This window comes from Reyranella sp. (genome assembly GCF_004297405.1).
Taxonomy (GTDB): domain Bacteria; phylum Pseudomonadota; class Alphaproteobacteria; order Reyranellales; family Reyranellaceae; genus Reyranella.
Genome location: NZ_SCVC01000003.1, coordinates 63570 through 82295 on the forward strand (window position 1 = coordinate 63570; position 18726 = coordinate 82295).

Consider the following 18726-nt stretch of genomic DNA (forward strand, 5'->3'; position numbering starts at 1 on the left):
AAAGATGTCTCATTGGATTATGGGCGTATTCGTAGGCCTTCTCGGCCTCGCCGGCCTGTTCATGGCCGGCGCGGCACGCGACAGCAGCATCCTGGCTTTTGGCCTCGCCCTCTCGCTGTTCGCCATCCTGTTCTGCTGGTGGATGATCAAGACGGCCTACGACGAAGCCGAAGGGAGTGACGCGCAGCGTGAGGCTTAGCGGCGCGATGCTGGAGCGTCCATGCGGTCAGCGCTGCAATCGCCGCGCCGACCAGCAGCAGTAGATCCATGCCAGCGATGGGCCAGAGATGACGGTAAGACAGGCTGCGTAGGGGGTGATCACCGGTGGTGATCCAGTTCAGCAACACCGCAGAGAGGGCGAATATGGTGATGGCCCAGCAGTGCTCGACCCAGGCTAGGCCCGGTCTTAACCATGCATGGGCGAAGGTCGCGAGCCACACGAGATAGAAGGTCCATATCTCCAGCGCGGCGCGATCCTCGCCGAGAAAGGTCACTCCGAGAGGAAGCAGCCGGTTAACGACGAAGAACGCCAACGTGGCGATGACGATGCCCGTGACAGAGCCGATCGTCAGGCCTTCGACGATGGGTACGCCATGCAGCCCGAGCTGCGCATGTCGCTTCCTTCGCGATTCCAGCCAGAAGAGATAGCCGGTCGCGATCAGCACGCAGCCCGTGAGGCCTAGCCCAAAGTAGACCCAACGCAGCGTCCAGTGGCGAAACTGGATCAGATGCAGGCCGGAGATGAAGCGCTGCACCGTCAACACCGGCTGCGGCTCGCTACGCTGATGCAGCAGTGCGCCGGTGGCCGTGTCGAAATACACCACGTCGTTGCTGCCGGAGACGCGACCCTCGCCGAGCCGCGCGATCTGCAGGGAGGAGGCCGCATCGCCGGGATTCCTGGCGAATAGGTATCGCGGCGCCGCGCCATCCCACCGGCGCAGCGCCTCGGTTGCCATGGCGTCGAGTGACGCAAGCTCGCCGGGTTTGCCGAGCTTCGGCCTCTCATAGTGTCCGTACGCTTCCCTGGCGAACGCCCGCGGTTCATCGTCGTAGGCGATCTGAATCGTGCCCGGGAAATAAACGGAATAGAAAATGATCAACCCAGACAGGGAGATCACGAAGTGGAACGGCAGGCCCAGCACGCCGGTGACATTGTGCAGATCGAGCACCAGCCGGCGCGGCTGTCTCCCGGCCCGGAAGGTGAAGAAGTCGACGAAGATCTTGCGGTGAATCACCACACCCGAGACGCAGAGCGCCAACATGGCCATGGCCGCGACCCCCACGATCCAGTAGCCGAGCTTGATATGCAGCATGTAGTGGAAGGGATAAAGGAAGCGCGTGCCTCCCCATGTGCCCGGATCGGGCAGCGCAGCGCCCGTCGCGGGATCGATCAGGCGCACGACAAAGCCCGAGGCCTCGCGCCAGATTGCTTGAAGCACCGGGTCGCGTTCGGTTGGCAGGGTCACAAGCCAGGATGGCGCTTTTGCCGCCGCCGCAGCCTCGTAGGAAGGCCGCAGTGACTCGAGGGAGAATGCCTTGTCCGTCACCGGGAGCCGGGTCATCGGCGCCATCCAGCGGTCGATCTCGCGATCGAACACCGAAAGCGTGCCCATCCAGAAAATGGCGAACAGTAGTCCGCCCAGGACGACTCCTGCCCAAGTATGCAGCCAGTTCATGGAGGCGCGGAAGCCGGTCTCCATCTCAGCTAACCGACGCTCTAGAAATCCGCCGTCAGTGCCAGCCGGAAGGTGCGCGGCGTGCCGACATTGAGGCGCGTGTTGAACGACACCATCGACCAGTAGTTGGTGTCGAGCACGTTTTCGACGTTGAACCGGATCGCCACCGGCTTGCCGGTAGGGCTCTTCACATTGTCGAGCACGTAGCGCGCGCCGATGTCGAAGCGCACCCAGTCGGGGATGCTGAGCCGCGGCGTAGTGAGCCCGACATACTGCGTGCCGGTGTAGATGATGCGGCCGTCGAGCGTCAGGCCCGGCACGAAAGGCGTGTCCCATTCGCCCGCCAGGTTGATCTGCACGTTGGGTGCGCCGGCGGCCTGCCAGTTGTCGTTCACGCCGCCGGCCGTGCTGACCAGGATCGATTCCTGGAACATCGCGCCGCCCAGCAACCGCACGCCCTCGGTCGGCGTGCCGAACATGTTGATCTCGATGCCGCGGTTACGCTGCAGGCCGTTCTGTGTGAGCGTGTTGGTGGCGATATTGGCGACGGCGCTGGGCTGGCTGATCTGGAAGGCGCTCAGCGTGGTGGTAAACTTGCCCCAGTCGATCTTGGTGCCGAACTCGAACTGCGTCGACTGGTAGGGTGGGAAGATCTGGCCGGCATTGGTGAAGGTCGGTCCCACGACCGTGCCGGGCTGCAGTCCCTGGATGAAGTTGCCGTAGAAAGAGACCTGCTTCCACGGCCGCACGACCAGCGCCACCGAGGGGCTGAGCGCATCCTGGGTGTAGCTCGAGGTCCGGTTGCCCGAGACGAGATCGAAGTTCTCGCCGGTGATCTGCTGGTAGCGCGCGCCGAGCGTGAGCTGGACGCGCTTCTCCGCGAACGAGAGCGTGTCGGCGATGGCGAAGCTGGTGAGCTGTAGCGTGCTCGACTTCTGCGGCGACATGGTCGTGATGTTGGGCCGCGCGATGACGTTCGGCGTGTAGATGTTCGAGGCGTAGGCGGTGCCGATGCCGCGGCCAAAGCCGAACACCTGCTGATAGCGCATCGCGCTCACGGCGAAGGTGTGATCGACCGGGCCGGTGCGGGCCTCGCCGCGCAGGCCGATCTCGCTCGTCCACTTCGATTCGTAGGAGGTGTTGTACAGCGGCGTCTGCGTGGCGTTGCCGTTGAGGCTAGTGACGATGGGATCGCCGGACCACAGCGACGCCCAGCGATTGTCGTGGGCGCCGATGGCGCCGTAGAGCGTCACGTTCGGCCAGACATCGACTTCGGCCCGCAGCGCGCCGAACAGGTCCTGGGTGGTCGTGAAGGTCCAGGGCAGGATGAAGTTGTTGTTGAGGTCCGGCACGCCCGGTACCTGCGCCCCCGGCGCCACGCTGACGTAGCCGATGCCGCCGCTGATGTACTGGGACTGGTAGCCGCCGTCGACGGAGACCCGGAAGCCGTTGCCGCGATAGTCGACGCCGATCGAGCCCAGCCCCGTCTCCTCGGCGTTCCACAGCACCGCCGTCTGGCCGGCGCGGTAGGAGCCGTTGACGCGCACGCCCACTTCCTTCTCCGGGCCGAAGCGGCGGCCGATGTCGATGGCGCCGCCGAACTGCGCGTTCGAGCTGTAGGCGATCGTCGCCTGATTCATCGGCTCGTCGTGGGCGCGCTTGGGCACGACGTTGATGGTGCCGCCGATGGCGCCGCTGGGTGCCATGCCGTTCAGCATCGCGCTCGGCCCCTTCAGCACCTCGATGCGTTCGGCGAGTTCGACACCCACCGAATAGGTCGGCAGCAGGCCGTAGAGACCGCCATAGGCGATGTCCATGCTTTCGACGGTGAAGCCGCGGATCATCATGTTCTGCGCGCCGTTGTTGCCGGTCGGCCGGACGATGCGCACCGACGGATCGTCGATCAGCACGTCGCGTATGTTCTGCGCCTGCTGGTCCTGCGCCTTCTTGGCGGTGTAGCTCGTCTGGTTAAACGGTGTGTCCATGACGTCGCGGTTGCCAAGCAGGCCCAGTTGTCCGCCGGTCGCAACCTGACCACCGGCATAGGCTGGCGGGATGTTGTCGATCATCGCCTGTGGTGGCACACCCGCCTGCACTTGCACCGGATCGAGCTGTATGGCGCCACCCGTCGATCCGGTCGCTCCGACCGAGACTGAGTTCGCAGAGGTGAAGCGATAGGAGATACCGGTACCGGCGAGAAGGCGTTGGATTGCCTGCTCGGCTGTCATCGTGCCGGAGATTCCGCTGCTTGTGCGGCCTGATACCGTTGCGGGCTCCACGACGATCTGAAGACCGGACTGGCGTCCGAAGTCCGTCAAAGCGGAAGAGAGGGATTGAGGTGCAATAGCGAAGAAAATGCTTCGGGTCGTCTGCGCTTCTTGCGGGCCGGATTCCTGAGCGCGGACGCCGAAAGATGGCAAGCCAACCAAAAGGCCAAACACGGCCCCCCATCGCCAAGCCGCAGAGACAACCTCACGACCCGCCAGGGCCTTCGCCGTAATCGATGACACCGAGAATCCCCCAAGCAACCGTGCCGGCGGGATCACGGATTGTGACGCGCGTTCTCCGCGAACGCCTCAGGGGTGTGACGCAGTGATCCCTGGCATTTTAACCTGTGCGGCAAAAAAAGAGCCGACGACAACCTGGCTGCCGGAATGCCCTACTCTATCGAGCCGAAATCACCGTAAGGTACGGCGAGATTTGCAGGATCTTTCCCTGCTGCAAATTCACAACGGCATGAAGGGCTTCGTCAGGTCGACGGAGGTCGATCACGCCTGTCACGCGCCTGTCCGCAACCTGTTGATCACGGAAAATGATCGCACCCGGGACATACCGACCGATCTGTTCGACAACTTCACGAACAGTTGCCTCGTGCACGATGAAACGTTGACTTCGCCAGGCAGCGGCATCGCCCGGATTGACGCTTTCCTGAGCTGCCACCCCATCCGGGTCTACTCGCAAGCGCTCGCCAGCCACCAAGCCCGCTAGCTCCTTGCCGTCTCGACTTACGCGGACATTGCCAGTCTCAACCGTTACCCCGACACCCATATCCGATGTTCCAACGCTGAACGATGTCCCTGTCACCGTCACATTCACGTCGGATGCCGTCACCACGAAAGGGCGGTCTGGCAAGGAAACAACCTCGAAAAACGCCTGCCCGGACAACAACTTGATCGATCTGCGTGCGGTCGAAAAGTCGACTGCTATGGCGCTAGCCGCATCCAGGGTAACGCGGCTGCCATCGTCGAGCATGAGCTCCCGCAGTTCGGCAATGCCCGTCATATGATCGGCTGCAAGGCGGAGCTGAACCGCCGGCAGCATCAGGATAGCAAGACAAGCCGCCAACGCGGCTACGTAGTAAAAACGACGTGACCTTGGTCGAGGGTGCTGGAGCTTCGCAACGTTCGCTGCTTGCTGGCGCGCCGGCGCTGCTGGCTGCAGCTGCTCAGCATCGTGCCAGATCGACTGTATGGTTTCATGGGCTTTCCGATGACGGTCACTCTGAGCCAGCCACGCGTCGAACTCAGCGCGCAAAGCCTGATCGTCCGGCGCGGATTCGAGGCGGAAATGCCAGTCGATCACCTGGCCGCGAAGGGACTGCCCCTTGTTCGGCGCTGGGCTCACGCTACTGCTCCTCACCGATATCCTGTCTTGTCGTGCATTTTACAGCGCTTACCTTGAAGACGTGTCACGTCCGCGAATTTTAACCAGCCACTAAAGGTAGCTTGGCATCAATCTTCTTCAATTCCATAAATTCGCCTAGCGCAGTGCAGCGTAGCGCGCTTTACGCGCTTATGAACTGCTACGAGTGAGATGCCGAGCAATTCAGCCGTCTCCTGGAGGGTTCGTTTCTCAATACGATGGAAACGGAAGGCCATCTGCGTGCCTTCCGGCAGCTCGGAGAGTGCGGCCTGCAGTCCTTTCAGCTCGTCTCGATAATAAAGGACATGTTCCGCCGACGGCACATCGCTCGCAACGCTGTCCAATGAAACGCCAGGCGATGGCGCTACCACACTGTTTGAAGCCCGCCTCAACCAGTCCAGCGCCAGATTGCGGACAATCGTAAAGAGATAGCTCTTCGGTTGCGTGATCTCGGCGGCATCGGGATCGCGTGACGAGAACCGGAACCACGCTTCCTGCACAATGTCTTCTGCGCCTGCCCGATCATGGAGGATTCGACTCGCATATCTCAGGAGTTCGTCCCGATGCTCCAGATAGACGGAAAGCGAGGAATTCAGCGGCGCCAAAAGATCCATTCCAAATGCGAATGATTCGCAATTCTCTATAGAATCATCCGCCGGACATCTGCAAGCCCACGCCACAAACGATCGCCTTGGCCTTGCCCAGGAAGATCAGCTCAAATTGGCAATCCCGGCACCGTGCCAGCATCGGCTCGGCCCTAGCATCGGCCCCGCCGCCCTACGTGCGGTGATATTGCCGGACGGGGACCCTGGCCATGAAAATCAACGAACGACTCGCATCGCTCGCTCTGGTGGCAGCCCTCTCGGCGCCTGTTGCCTCGCATGCCCAGACTCCACCGACCAATGACGCCCGCGCGCAGGCGATCGCGCGCTATATCGAAGCGACGAAAGCATCTTTGAAGCACCCTCTGCGCGACGCTACCAACGTCGATCGCCACAGTGCCGAAGTCGGCAAGCGCAGTGATGGTACGCCGATCGTGATCGACCTCACCCTTCCGCGACCGTCCGGTGGTAAGCCGATTCCGGTCGTGCTCCTGCTTCACGGCGGCCTACCCGATGAAGCCTCGATCCGGCCGAAGGCCTGGCAGGTCTTCCGCGACTGGGGCACCGTTCTGGCGGCCAGCGGCGTTGCCGCCGTGATGTTCGACCATTCGCTCGGCGTACCGCGCCGCCGTCTCGACCAGGCACTTGGCGAGACGGATGCCGTCCTCTCCTGGCTGGCCAAGGAAGGCCCCGGCCGCGGTCTCGACACCCAGCGCCTCGGTGCCTTCGTCTTCTCGGCCGGCGGCCTGTTCGTGCCCGAGCTTCTGAATGAAAGCCGCCCCCTGCGTTTCGACCGCATCGCCATGTTCTATCCGTCGACTGGTGTCGTTCCCGGTAGCCCGACGGCCGCCGTGACCGATGCGGCGCTGACCACCCGTATGAGCCTCTCCGCGGCCGCGAAGCGCCTCGCCAGCCAGCGGGTACAGCTCCTGATCCTGCGCGGCGGCGGCGATGCGCTGCCAGGCCTGCTGAAACTGCTCGACGAGACGACAGCCGATCTTCTGGCCGCCGACGTCGGATTCGAGTTGATCAATGTTCCAGGAGCGCCGCACAATTTCGACGCGGCGACCGACAGCGAGGACGTCCGGGCAGCGATCGACCGGGCCCTCGCCTTCGCTGCCAGGCGCTGAGCTGGGCCTGGATTGTGCTACCGTCTCGGGAGGGGACGGGGCCGCCGGAGCTGGATATGGGCATGCGACTAGCAACGAGCGTCGAGCGCCGCCGCCGCATACGTCGCGCGGTGCGTCATGTCGAGCGTCGTCTTCAGGCCGAACCCGACGCGCAGATGAAACTCGCGGAGCTGGCAGACGTCGCCTGCCTGTCGCTTTTTCACTTCATCCGCCTCTACCAGCAGGCTGTCGGTGAGACGCCGCAGGCGACCTTGCGGCGCTTGCGGTTGCAGACAGCGCGTCGACGTCTCGCCGCCGATCCGACGATAAGTGTCACCGAGATCGCCTTCGACTCGGGCTACGAGAGCTCCCAGGCCTTTACCCGCGCCTATCGTCGGCAGTTCGGTATCGTTCCCAGCGCCCAAAGCGAATGCGTCAGCCTCCTGGAAAGCGTGGACGCCACGGTCGTCGAATTGCCGGCTCTGATGATGCGGACCATGGATATCGAGCGGAGCTGGGCCGGCGCTTGGTCGGCCTACGATGAACTCATGGGTCGGCTCGAGATCGCCGCGGTCCCTATACTCAACCAGAATGTGTTCGGCGTGTTCTCACCAACCCGCATCTTCGCCCATGCCTGCGCGCGGGAGAACGACTTTGTCGATGGCCGCTTCCGGTTGGAACAGCGATGCCTTGACGGCGGCTGGCACGCCTGTCTCAGCGGTCAGCCAGATGCCGTATGGCGTCGCCTCGATCGCGATACAGCATTGAAGAATGCGCGATCATCTGACCGGTCGATCCTGATGCGCTATCTGAACGACCCCTCCTATCGGGTGGATGTCGAGCAGAAGATCAGGCTCTACATCCCCTTGGAAGCAGGCGTCCGCCCGGAAGATCTTTCCCTGCTGCTTTAGATCTCTCTAGGCACCGGCGAAATGGCAGGCAGCACGGTGGTCTACTGCCAGTTCCCGCAACGGCGGCTCCTCCGTCCGGCAAAGATCGGTCGCCATCGGACAGCGCGTATTGAAGCGGCAGCCGGAAGGCGGCTTCAGCGGGCTCGGGATTTCGCCGACCAGTGCTTGGTGGGAACGCTGCGCCTCGAGTCGGGGATTGGGGATCGGCACCGCCGCGAGCAATGCGCGGGTATAGGGATGTTGCGGCCGCTTGTAGAGCTGCTCGCGCGCCGCCACTTCGACGATCTTGCCGAGATACATCACCGCCACGCGATCACTGATATGGCGCACGACGGCGAGATCGTGCGCGATGAACAGATAAGTCAGGCCGAGTTTGGCTTGCAGGTCCTGGAACAGGTTGACCACCTGGGCCTGAATCGACACGTCCAGCGCCGACACCGGCTCGTCGCACACCATGAGCGCCGGATTGACCGCGAGTGCGCGGGCGATACCAATGCGCTGGCGCTGTCCACCCGAGAACTCATGCGGATAGCGGCGCCCCATTTCCGGCCGCAAGCCGACCATGTCCAGCAATTCGGCCACCCGCTCGCGGCGGCCCGCGCGATCGCCGGCCTCGCCATGCACGATCAGCGGTTCCCCCACGATATCGGCCACCTTCATGCGAGGATTGAGTGAGCTAAACGGGTCCTGATAGACCATCTGCATACGCCGGCGGATCGGCCGCATCTGGCCTCGGCTGAGGTTTGTGAGATCGCGCCCCTCGAAACGCACCTTGCCCGCAGTGACGTCGAGCAGGCGCAAGACAGCAAGACCGGCCGTGGACTTGCCGGACCCCGACTCGCCCACCAGGCCCAGGGTCTCACCGGCGGCGAGGGTGAAATCGATCCCGTCCACGGCCTTGACGGAGCCGATGTGCCGCTTGGCCAGCAGCCCACGGCGCACCGGGAAATGGACGCGCAGGCCTTCGACGGCGAGTAGCGGTTCAGTGGATCTCAGTGACATCTGCGAAGCAAGCCTTTCTGTGCTGACTGCCGTCGACGGGGTCGAGAGCCGGCTGTTCGCGTCGGCATCGATCGATGGCAAAGCGGCAACGCGGCGCGAAGGCGCAACCAGGCGGCATGTTGGCAAGGTCCGGCGGTTGTCCGTCGATCGGCACCAGGCGCTGGCGCGCATCGTCGTCGAGCCGCGGCACGGAGGCCATGAGCCCCAAGGTATAAGGATGGCGGGGATCCTCGTAGATCTCGAGGGCTGTACCGCTTTCCACGACACGTCCGGCATACATCACGCAGACGCGGTCGGCATAGCGTGCAACAACGCCGAGATCGTGGGTGATCAAGATCATCGCCGAGCCAACCTCGCGCGTGAGCTGCTTCAGCAGTTCGAGGATCTGCGCCTGCACCGTAACGTCGAGTGCGGTCGTGGGCTCGTCGGCAATGATCAGCCGCGGCGTGCAGGCAAGCGCCATGGCGATCATCGCGCGCTGGCGCATGCCGCCGGAGAATTCGTGCGGATAGGCCCGCACACGGTTCGCCGCGTCGGGGATATGCACCCGACGCAACAGGGCTTCCGCCTCCTGCAGCGCCGCCGACCAGGACAGACCGCGATGACGGTTGAGGGGTTCGCCGACCTGCAGGCCGATGGTGAGCGCCGGATTGAGTGACGACATCGGCTCTTGCGAGATCATGGCGATGCCGTCGCCGCGGATTTCCTGCATCTGCTGCTCGGACAGCTTCAGAAGGTCCCGGCCCTCGAACATCACGCGGCCACTGGCGATCTCGCCGGCGGGGCGCTGCACCAGCCGCAGAATCGACATGGCCGTCACACTCTTGCCCGATCCGCTCTCGCCGACGATGGCCAGGGTCTCGCCGGCCGCGACGTCGAACGACACACCGTCGACCGCCGGCAGGATGCCGCGATCGGTGTGAAAGCGGACAGAGAGATTGTCGACTTCGAGGAGGGGCGTTGCGACCGGAGTCATGGCGCTCAGTACCCCAGCTTCTTCTTGAGGTCCTGGTCCACCCAGATGCGAGCATAGATCGGACCAGGACGCACCGCTCCGGCACGCAGCTCGCCATTGTAGTTCTTCACCCACGGCCACCACGCCGTATGGGCGTAAGGTGTCGGCAGCCAGATGTACGGCGCCTTGTCGAGCATCTCGACCGTCATGGCGCGTACGTGCTCCTGGCGCTTGGCCTCGTCGCGAATCGCGTACATCTCGGTGATCTTGGCGTCGAACTCGGGGTCGGCCCAGCCGGAAGGGTTCCAGGGCGAACCCGAACGGAAATTACGCGCAATCGTCGTCGTCGGATTGGAATGGCCGATGGAGAAGAAGTAACCCGGAGTCATCTTCCTCGAACTGAGGGCAGCAAAGTAGGCGCCGGGTTCCATCGGTTGGATTTCGACCTTGACGCCCACTCGCGCGAGGTAGCCGGCGACCAGGGGCAACAGCTCCATATGGTCGGGGAAGCACGAGCAGACCTGCGTCTTGAAGGTAAAGCCGTTGGGATAGCCCGCTTCGGCCAGGAGCGCCTTCGCCTTCTGCGGGTTGTAGTCGAACAGCTCCTTCACCGAGGCCGGCATCTCCTGCAGCGACTGGAAGTAACCGCCGAAGTCGGGATGCTGCGGATAGGCGAAGAGCTCGGCGTGGCCATTGTAATAGGCGTCGACGATCTCCCGCTTGTTCACCGCCATGTTGAGCGCACGACGTACGCGCACATCGTCGAACGGCTTGGTGTTGACGTCCATCGACAGGAAGATACCCGCCTGCCCGAGCCAGCGGCGCCATTTGAGCGCCGGCGAACTCTTCTTCAGGCTCTCGACGTTCTGCCAGCGGACCGATTCCAGGATGTCGAGCTTTGCCGTGCGCAATGCAGTGATCCAGGTTGCCTCATCCTTGATGAAACGGAACACCACCTTGTCGAGGAACGGCAGCTTGTAGTCCTTGCCGTCGATCTCCTCACTGCCCCAGTAGACCGGGTTCCTCACATAGACGTTGGAATTCCCCTGCACGACGTCAGCGAGCATGAAGGGGCCGGTGCCGTTGGCGTTCTTCCAGTTGGTCGCACCGGCCTCGATCACCTCGCGCGGCACGATCCCGGAATAGTGGCCATAGCCGAAGCGGTAGTTCCACTCGGAGTGATAGCGGTTCATCTGGATGACGAGCGTATGCTTGTCGCGCGCATACATCTTGTCGATGTAGTCGAAGAAGCCCCGGGCGTTCTGCGGGCTGGTGTTCACGCGATCGAAGGCGAAGACAACATCGTCGGCAGTGAGCTCGCGGCTGGCCATCACGCCCGGCTTCTCCGGGAACATGACACCCTTGCGCAGCGTGACGACGACGGCGAGCGGATCGTCCTGCCACTCCCACTTTTCCGCGAGTTCGCCGCGGATGGCGTCCGCCGGCAGCCAGGCGTCGGCCACGAACTTGTGGTTGCCGCCCCTGCCCTCCGACTTGGACAGATCGGCGGCAAAGAGCTGCTCGTAGAACTGTCCGGTATCGTGGTTGAACTTCCAACCCCAGTCGCGGGGATCCCACGACAGCGGAGCCAGGGTGAGATAGACAGTGCCGATCTCGATGCTCCCGCCGTGCCGTGGCGTCTGTGACACCTGCTGTGCCGACGCTTCCGCCGTCGTAAGGCCGGCTGCGGCGATCGCGGCCAGCAGCAGTCGCTTGAATGCTTGTCCCATAGTGCCTCCATCCCCCGGAGAAAGATCGCTAGTGAAATTTCCTACCGACGGCCGCCGCGCATGCGCGGATCGAGAAGATCGCGCAGCGCATCGCCGAACATGTTGATGCCGTAGACCACCAGCGTGAGGCAGATGCCGGGAGCCAGCGCCAGCCAGGGCGCGAGATACATGAAGGTGCGGCCCGAGCCGGTCAGCATGCCACCCCAACTCGGCGCCGGCGGCGGAATGCCAAGACCGAGGAACGACAGGCCCGCTTCGACCAGGATCACCGCGCCGACACGCATGGTGAAGAGCACGATCACTGTCGGCATGACGTTGGGCAGCACGTGGAAGATCAGAACGCGTGCGGTGGCAGCGCCGATCGACTGCGCGGCATAAACATAGGTGTTCTCGCGCACCGAGATGACCGCACCCCGGATGATGCGTGAGCCGCCGATGCCGTAGAGAAACCCCAGCACGACGATCACCTGCCACATCCCGGGCCCGAGGACCGAGACGACGACGATCAGGATGACGAGGTCGGGAAAGCTCATCCAGGCATCGACCAGGCGCTGCACGACGACATCGAACTTGCCGCCGAGATAGCCGCTCAGGATGCCGATCACGATCGACACCACGGTAGCGAGCGCTGCGCCGCAGAAGCCGATAATGACCGAGAGCTGTGCGCCATAGAGGACACGCGAGAGCATGTCGCGGCCGAGATTGTCAGTGCCGAACGGGAAGGCCAGCGACGGTGGCTTCAGGCGGTTGATCGGATCGACCTGATTGTAGCCGTAGGGCGCCAGCACGTCGGCGAACAGCCCGCAGACCAGAAAGACGGCGAAGATAATCGCTCCGGCGGCACCGAGCGGCTTGCCAAGAAACAGGCGGCGCAGAAACGAGACGATAGGACCGCGCTCACGCCGTGACGGCGCGGTTTGGGCGATGGCAGTCACTCCAGCCTCACTTTCGGGTCGAGCAGGCCGTAGGACAGGTCGACGAGGAAGTTGATCAGCACGATCGCCACGCCAGTCACCAGGAAGACGCCGGTGACGATCGGGTAGTCGCGGTCGAATACGGCCTCGATCAGCAACAAGCCCATGCCCGGGATGACGAAGATCTGCTCCATGATGACCGAGCCACCGATCAGCAGCGTCGCCTGCAGGCCGATCACCGTGACGACCGGGATCAGCGCATTCTTCAACACGTGCCGCGTGACCACGACACGCTCGCTGAGCCCTTTCGCCCAAGCCGTACGCACATAGTCCTGGCGCAACACTTCCAGCATGGTCGTGCGCATCATGCGAATGGTGACGGCGGAGAGCGATGTTCCCATGATCAGCGCCGGCACGATGAGTTGCTTCAGGTTGGCCAGCGGACTTTCGAGGAACGGCGTGAAGCTCACCTCGGGCGACCACCCCCACCAGATCGCGGGAAACACGACCACGATGGTGGCAATCCAGAAGCCCGGAACGGCCAGCATGAAGATGGAGAAAGATCGCGCGATGTAGTCCGCAACGGTGTCCTGACGGACCGCCGACAGGATGCCAATCGGCAAGGCGATCAGGAGAGCCACCGTGAGCGCCAGCAGCGACAGCTCGAGCGTGACAGGCAAGCGGGCCAGCAACATGTCCGCCACCGGCGTCTGGCGCCACAGCGAGAGGCCGAAATCGCCATGTAAAAGTACGCCACCGATCCAGCGCAGGTACTGCTCGACCATCGGCCGATCGAAGCCGAGCGCGCGCTCCAGCGTTTCACGGTCGAGCTTGTCGGCGCCGCTGTCCTGCGACAGCATCAGATCGATAACGTCACCAGGGATCAGACGCACGACCACAAATACGATGACGCTCGCGAAGAACAGCGTCGGCACCAAAGCCCCAATCCGGCGAATGACAAAAGCCTGCATCGCTCCACTCCAGCGGCCTTGATAGAGACAGCGACCGCCGGGTGCGGCGCCGCGATTGCGAATTTGCCCTTAGGTGCCTGTCGGCAGAGAAGGACGCCGATGCATCCATGGCCGCGCTGCTTCGAGCTGACCGGCGAGCCGGAATAGCGTCGCCTCTTCACCGAATCCGGCGGCGAACATGACACCGATCGGCAAACCGCCGTCGCTCCAGGCCAGCGGCACCGACATGGCCGGCTGGCCACTCATGTTGAACAGGCTGGTGAACGGTGAAAAAGCTCGCATGGCCTCACGCCAGGCCGCCGGATCGGGATTGTCCATGTGATGGGCGCCTAACGGCACGGGCGGCGTCGCAAGCGTTGGACTGAGAAGAATGTCGTAGGTCTGGTGAAAGGCCGCCATGCGCCGACTGTGGCGATGTATCGTCTGCACGGAGGCGGCATAGGCCTCGGCGGTCATGGAGGCGGCGTCCTCGACTGCGGCCCACGTCACGCGATCGACATCGGCCGCGGACAGCGTGCGTCCCAATGCCTGCGCGCGGCGACGCAAGGCCAAGCGGACATTGCTGGCCACCAGCACCCACGACGCGTGCTGAAGCTCCTCCCAGGAGCCTTCCGGTCGCGCCTCTTCGACATGGTGGCCGAGTGCCTCCAGCAGCTTGGCAGCATCGAATGCGGCGCTGTGGCATTCGGGCGCCACAGACACGCCCGACAAGGGTTCGAGTTGGAGTGCTACCTTCAGGCGACCAGGCACGGTGCCAGACGCCGAGAGATAGCTTTCGCCGACCGGAGGTGCGCAATAGGGATCGCCGGGCGCTGGGCCGTGCGTGGCATCGAGGGCGGCCGCGCTGTCGCGCACCGAGCGGGAGATGACGTGGCTGGTCGCCAGACTGCCCCAGCCCTCACCGGCCATCGGCCCGGACGGGGTGCGGCCGCGCGTTGGCTTCAGTCCGAACAGACCGCACGCCGATGCTGGAATGCGAATCGAGCCACCGCCATCGCTGCCGTGGGCGAAAGGCACGATGCCGGCGGCAACGGCCGCACCCGAACCACCCGACGAGCCGCCCGGGCTGTGGGCGAGATTCCAGGGATTGCGTGTCGTGCCGGTGAAGCTGGTCTCGGTCGAAGCAGAGAGACCCATTTCCGGCGTCGTCGTCATGCCGAAGATGACCAGACCGGCGCGCTTGTAGCGTTCAACCAACGTCGAATCATGATCGGACACGAAATCAGCGAAGAGCCGCGAGCCGAGGGTCGAGGGTGCGCCAGCAAGCATGGCCGACAGGCTCTTCAGCAGAAAGGGCACGCCCTGGAACGGCCCATCGGGCAAGCCATCGGCGATCGCGGCACGGGCGCGGTCGGGAAATGAAGCCGACAGCGCGTTGAGGTGCGGGTTCCAACGGGCGGCCCGCTCCAGCGCCGCCTCCAACAGTTCGCCGGGGTGAAGTTGGCGCGCTCGGACCAGCTCGGCCATGCCGAGGCCATCCCAGGAATCGTATTCGGCGATGTCGCTCATGAGCCGTGATCCGCTATCAGCCGCGCACCAGGCGGACATCGCTGTTCATGATGTCGCGATGGAGCTTCCAGCCAGACTCGGTGCGTTTCCAGATCACGATGTACTTGCCGCGATCCGTCACCTGGCCATCGGGCTGGATCCACTCGGAAGTACCACGCTCCCAAGCGACATCACTGCTGCCTTCCACCTCCTGGGTAGCGAGCGCAAGACGCGCCGGACGACGCGATCGGATGCTTTCGCCAAAGATCACGGCGCCATGACGGCCACTCACGGCCGCCATGCCCGGCATCATGATCAGTGCGTCCTCGGTGTAGAGATCAGCAAAAGCCTCGAGGCTGCCAGCATTCGCCAGCGTCGCGAAGCGCTGCACAGCCGCTTCGATTTCCTGCCGGACGGTCGATCCGTTGTTCATATGCGCTCCACTCTCTCGTGTTGACGAGACAGTGGCGTATGCAGCGACGGGGTACGTGACCGCGTTTGCGCAATTCCGCGGCCGGTGGATTTTCCCAAAGCAGTTCGCCGGCCATCGAACCCGATGGCCAGACCCATTGGAGATTGTTGCCGCTCAGCCCTCGGGCTTGAGCCAGATGGTCAGTGGAACAGCTCGCCTATCCGGGCACTTGAGCATGCCCGTATATGTATCCGTTTGGCGGCCGCTGTAGGAGCACTCGACGCCATTGACGATCAGAGCGGCCGTCATGCGCGAGGGGGATGTCCCCGAAAGACGAACGCGGATTTCACCAGTCCTTTCCTCCGGTCCATCCTGTGTGCAGTAACCGACATGCAGCATCTTCACCGGCCCTACGAATTCCTTCGCCCGGTCTGAGCCGGTGGCCGTGAGATTACCCGTCAGCTCCCATTCGCCGAGCACACCTATGTAACCGGTGATCTGCAGGGACTCGCCGTTCGCTGTTGCCCCGAACCCAATCAGTCCGGCCGCAAGCAGCGCGGCTTTCGCGACGCGCCCTGGTAATGGAAGCCAGGCGGTCATTGATTCTTGGCCAGGAACTGGCGTGCGTCGGCAATTTCCGCCCGTTCCTCATCGGCGCCTGCAGCAATTGTCGTCACCTTGGTGAAATGCTGTCGCGCCTTGGCTTTGTCGCCGCTCATTTCAGCAGCTTTTGCCGCCCCTGCATGCGCGGCGAGGCGATTGGGCTCTTTCTTGAGCGTTGCCTCAAAGGCGACCAGCGCTTCCGCGGCGTTTCCGCGCTCCAGGAGCATGACGCCGTAGAGTTCGCGCGCAGGCTTGGGGACACCTGGCGTCACCGGATGCTTCTCCGAACGATCCTCGGCATCCGCCGCGGCGCTCATCGCCTTCAGTGCTTCGTCGTAGTTACCTTCGGCGTAGAGAACCCACGCGCTCGCGACCTTGATCTGGATGTCGACCTGCTCGGCCCAGTAGGCATCCTTGGCTTCGCGGAGCTTGTCCCGGAGTTCCACCAGCTTGGCGATATCGGCCTTGGCGCTCGCCGGGTTGCCATTGCGCGCCGCACCGAGCGCCCGCGCCCAGTGGCTGATCGCCTGCACGTGCGGCTGCGCTCCGGCAAGCACCGGCAGTGCCGCCGCCTCCTTCCAGTCGCCGCGCTCGATGGCGTACCGCGCCGGTGAAGCGGCCAGCGCATAGCGGGCCGGGAAGTAGGCGTCGCCGCCCCTGATCACAGTCATCTCGTCGATAACGGCTTTGGCCTTGCGGTCCTGCCCCAACTGCAGGTTGGCGTAGACGAGGTAATCCATGGCGTGCAGTTGATCGCCGGGTTCTCCGTCCTCTTTTGCGACACGTGCCGACTCGGCGTTCGATTTGATCGAATCGTCCCAAAGGCCGAGGCGCGTGAAGATGTGTGAGGGCATGTGCTGGGCATGCGCCGCAGCAGGAGCGATCTTGGCATAGCGGCGCGCCGCATCGAGGCCTTTGTCCGCGATTGGCGGATAGTCATAGAGGTGGATCAGATAGTGGGTCACGCCGGGATGATCCGGTTGCCGCTGAAGAATAGGCTCCAGCAACGCGCCGCCCTTGAGTTGGTTGGCATAGGTCTTGTCCGCCGGCGAAGCCGACGTGTTCAGGGCAAGTGCGTAGTGGATCTGGGCCTCGTCATCGTCGCGATAGCGCTGTGCCAGCTGCTCCATTGCCTTGGCATAGGCCACGACGCGCGTGCGGTGATCGACCTTGTCGTAGTCGGCATACATGACCCAAAGCGCATCGAGATAGTCCCGTTCGCGCTGGGTCTTTGCACCGACGGCCTTTCCCTTCGTCAAAACCGCCGCGCCATCCGCGAGATTTTTCGCAGGGGGCGGCACGTGGGGATTCCAGAGTAGGCTGAGCGCAATGCCCCAGTAGGCGATGCCGCATTCGGGATCCTTCTTGAGGACCTCCTCGAAAGTTCGCTGCGACGCCCTGTACCAGAACGAGTGCTGATACAGCATTCCCTTGTCGAAGAGCTTCTGCGCTTCCGGAGTGCATGAAGTCTCGAAATGTACGGTGCCAAGTTGCTCGGGGTTCGCTTGCGCCGAAGCTTGATGGATGAAACCGGCACCCGAAGTCAGGGCGGCAGCCATCAAGGTGGTGCGGAAGGTCATGCACGCGGCGCGCGCAAAGGAAGGCTGCCTTTCACGGTGGTGAGCCCAGATCATAGTGTCCTCCGTCGTAGACAGAGACCGCTTGAGTGGATTGCGACGATTCTCGTGAACTAAGAGCGGAAAGTACTAGGCAAATTCCGGATGAACTCCGGAGACGCCAACGACGCTTTGATCTTCAGCGTACTGGTGTTCAACGCTTTTACACCTGGCTGCGCCTCACTGAGATCGCAGCGTCCGATCGAGCCTGTCAAACGGACCTCTTCGGTTCGAAATTTAGCCTCTTTCCACGCCGTCCGCTTCACACAATTGGGTGACGCTCCGCTACGGCGCAGAAACCACACCTTCGGCGGTGTATTTAATTTCTCTGATGAAGCGTTGATCTACATGCAGTCGCGACCACGTTCGCCACAACGCAAAACAGCCGCCCTGACGAGGGCGGCTGAGCTGCACGATCTGGTATCGCGAGAGGAATTGGTTGCGGGGGCAGGATTTGAACCTACGACCTTCAGGTTATGAGCCTGACGAGCTACCGGGCTGCTCCACCCCGCGTCAAATCCGTGCGTTGATTGATCGTAATCGGAAGAGGTTTCTTCGCGCTTGGAAGATCTGGCAGCGACCTACTCTCCCGTGCCTTAAGACACAGTACCATTGGCGCTGAAAGTTTTCACGTCCGAGTTCGGAATGGGATCGGGTGTACACCCTTCGCTAGTGCCACCAGATCGTCAAAGCGCGAAGAAAGAAAGTCTTGGGTCTGTCGTGCACAAGGCCGGCAGCGGATGTCGACCGCTGCACGGAACGAATGAAATCAAGCCGATCGAGCTATTAGTACCGCTAAGCTGAATGCATCACTGCACTTGCACATGCGGCCTATCAACGTGGTGGTCTACCACGACTCTCAGCGAGACCTAGTTTTGAGGCGGGTTTCACGCTTAGATGCTTTCAGCGTTTATCCCTCCAGTACATAGCTACCCGGCGCTGCGACTGGCGTCACAACCGGTACACCAGAGGTACGTCCATCCCGGTCCTCTCGTACTAAGGACGGCTCCTCTCAAGTCTCGAACACCCACAGCAGATAGGGACCAAACTGTCTCACGACGTTTTGAACCCAACTCACGTACCACTTTAATCGGC

Annotated in this window: 16 protein-coding genes, 1 tRNA gene and 2 rRNA genes; 3 read left to right on the forward strand and 16 right to left on the reverse strand. The window is 62.9% G+C overall.

Annotation, left to right across the window (positions count from 1 at the left end; all coding sequences use genetic code 11):
* Positions 1-4: 4 nt before the first annotated feature.
* Positions 5-199, forward strand: a complete 195-nt coding sequence (locus EPO50_RS00885; RefSeq protein ID WP_296340753.1) for a hypothetical protein — start codon at positions 5-7, stop codon at positions 197-199.
* Here the strand turns inward: EPO50_RS00885 and EPO50_RS00890 are convergent.
* From EPO50_RS00890 to EPO50_RS00905, 4 genes are all read right to left on the reverse strand, one after another.
* Positions 147-1700, reverse strand: coding sequence for a PepSY domain-containing protein (locus tag EPO50_RS00890; protein ID WP_296340754.1), 1554 nt, complete (start codon positions 1698-1700; stop codon positions 147-149). The genes EPO50_RS00885 and EPO50_RS00890 overlap by 53 nt on opposite strands.
* A gap of 17 nt (positions 1701-1717) precedes the next feature.
* Positions 1718-4222: a TonB-dependent siderophore receptor gene (locus EPO50_RS00895; RefSeq protein WP_367268016.1), complete on the reverse strand. Its 2505-nt coding sequence runs from the start codon at positions 4220-4222 to the stop codon at positions 1718-1720.
* Positions 4223-4340: 118 nt separating this feature from the next.
* Positions 4341-5300: a FecR domain-containing protein gene (locus tag EPO50_RS00900; RefSeq protein WP_296340755.1), complete on the reverse strand. Its 960-nt coding sequence runs from the start codon at positions 5298-5300 to the stop codon at positions 4341-4343.
* A gap of 107 nt (positions 5301-5407) precedes the next feature.
* The gene (locus tag EPO50_RS00905; protein ID WP_296340756.1) at positions 5408-5932 is read right to left on the reverse strand and encodes an RNA polymerase sigma factor; all 525 of its coding nucleotides are present in this window, start codon (positions 5930-5932) and stop codon (positions 5408-5410) included.
* A 200-nt stretch (positions 5933-6132) separates the two neighbouring features.
* On the opposite strand from EPO50_RS00905, the gene EPO50_RS00910 reads away from it, so the two are divergent.
* Together EPO50_RS00910 and EPO50_RS00915 are read left to right on the forward strand one after the other, a co-directional pair.
* Positions 6133-7050 carry an alpha/beta hydrolase gene (locus EPO50_RS00910; RefSeq protein WP_296340757.1) on the forward strand — a complete coding sequence of 306 codons (918 nt, stop codon included), beginning with the start codon at positions 6133-6135 and terminating at the stop codon, positions 7048-7050.
* A 62-nt stretch (positions 7051-7112) separates the two neighbouring features.
* A complete protein-coding gene (locus EPO50_RS00915) occupies positions 7113-7940 on the forward strand; it encodes a helix-turn-helix transcriptional regulator (RefSeq protein ID WP_296340758.1) in 828 nt (275 codons plus the stop codon).
* Between the two features lie 6 nt (positions 7941-7946).
* Here the strand turns inward: EPO50_RS00915 and EPO50_RS00920 are convergent, their stop codons facing one another.
* From EPO50_RS00920 to EPO50_RS00975, 12 genes are all read right to left on the reverse strand, one after another.
* Positions 7947-8942, reverse strand: a complete 996-nt coding sequence (locus tag EPO50_RS00920; RefSeq protein WP_296340759.1) for an ABC transporter ATP-binding protein — start codon at positions 8940-8942, stop codon at positions 7947-7949.
* Positions 8923-9918: an ABC transporter ATP-binding protein gene (locus EPO50_RS00925; protein WP_296340760.1), complete on the reverse strand. Its 996-nt coding sequence runs from the start codon at positions 9916-9918 to the stop codon at positions 8923-8925. The genes EPO50_RS00920 and EPO50_RS00925 overlap by 20 nt, the downstream gene beginning before the upstream one ends.
* A 5-nt stretch (positions 9919-9923) precedes the next feature.
* A complete protein-coding gene (locus EPO50_RS00930; protein ID WP_296340761.1) occupies positions 9924-11627 on the reverse strand; it encodes an ABC transporter substrate-binding protein in 1704 nt (567 codons plus the stop codon).
* A 41-nt stretch (positions 11628-11668) separates the two neighbouring features.
* Positions 11669-12562, reverse strand: coding sequence for an ABC transporter permease (locus tag EPO50_RS00935; protein ID WP_296340762.1), 894 nt, complete (start codon positions 12560-12562; stop codon positions 11669-11671).
* Complete coding sequence (locus EPO50_RS00940; protein ID WP_296340763.1) at positions 12559-13512, reverse strand: ABC transporter permease; 954 nt, start codon at positions 13510-13512, stop codon at positions 12559-12561. Before EPO50_RS00940 ends, EPO50_RS00935 begins: the two co-directional genes overlap by 4 nt.
* A 69-nt stretch (positions 13513-13581) precedes the next feature.
* Positions 13582-15021 carry an amidase gene (locus tag EPO50_RS00945; RefSeq protein WP_296340764.1) on the reverse strand — a complete coding sequence of 480 codons (1440 nt, stop codon included), beginning with the start codon at positions 15019-15021 and terminating at the stop codon, positions 13582-13584.
* Positions 15022-15037: 16 nt separating this feature from the next.
* A complete protein-coding gene (locus EPO50_RS00950; RefSeq protein ID WP_296340765.1) occupies positions 15038-15433 on the reverse strand; it encodes a DUF4440 domain-containing protein in 396 nt (131 codons plus the stop codon).
* Positions 15434-15586: 153 nt separating this feature from the next.
* Complete coding sequence (locus tag EPO50_RS00955) at positions 15587-16012, reverse strand: hypothetical protein (RefSeq protein WP_296340766.1); 426 nt, start codon at positions 16010-16012, stop codon at positions 15587-15589.
* Positions 16009-17595: a hypothetical protein gene (locus tag EPO50_RS00960; protein WP_296340767.1), complete on the reverse strand. Its 1587-nt coding sequence runs from the start codon at positions 17593-17595 to the stop codon at positions 16009-16011. The genes EPO50_RS00955 and EPO50_RS00960 overlap by 4 nt, the downstream gene beginning before the upstream one ends.
* A gap of 472 nt (positions 17596-18067) precedes the next feature.
* Positions 18068-18144: transfer RNA gene (locus EPO50_RS00965), tRNA-Met, on the reverse strand.
* Positions 18145-18199: 55 nt separating this feature from the next.
* A 5S ribosomal RNA gene (gene rrf, locus EPO50_RS00970) occupies positions 18200-18314 on the reverse strand.
* Positions 18315-18396: 82 nt separating this feature from the next.
* Positions 18397-18726: ribosomal RNA gene (locus EPO50_RS00975) — 23S ribosomal RNA — on the reverse strand; the annotation flags it as partial.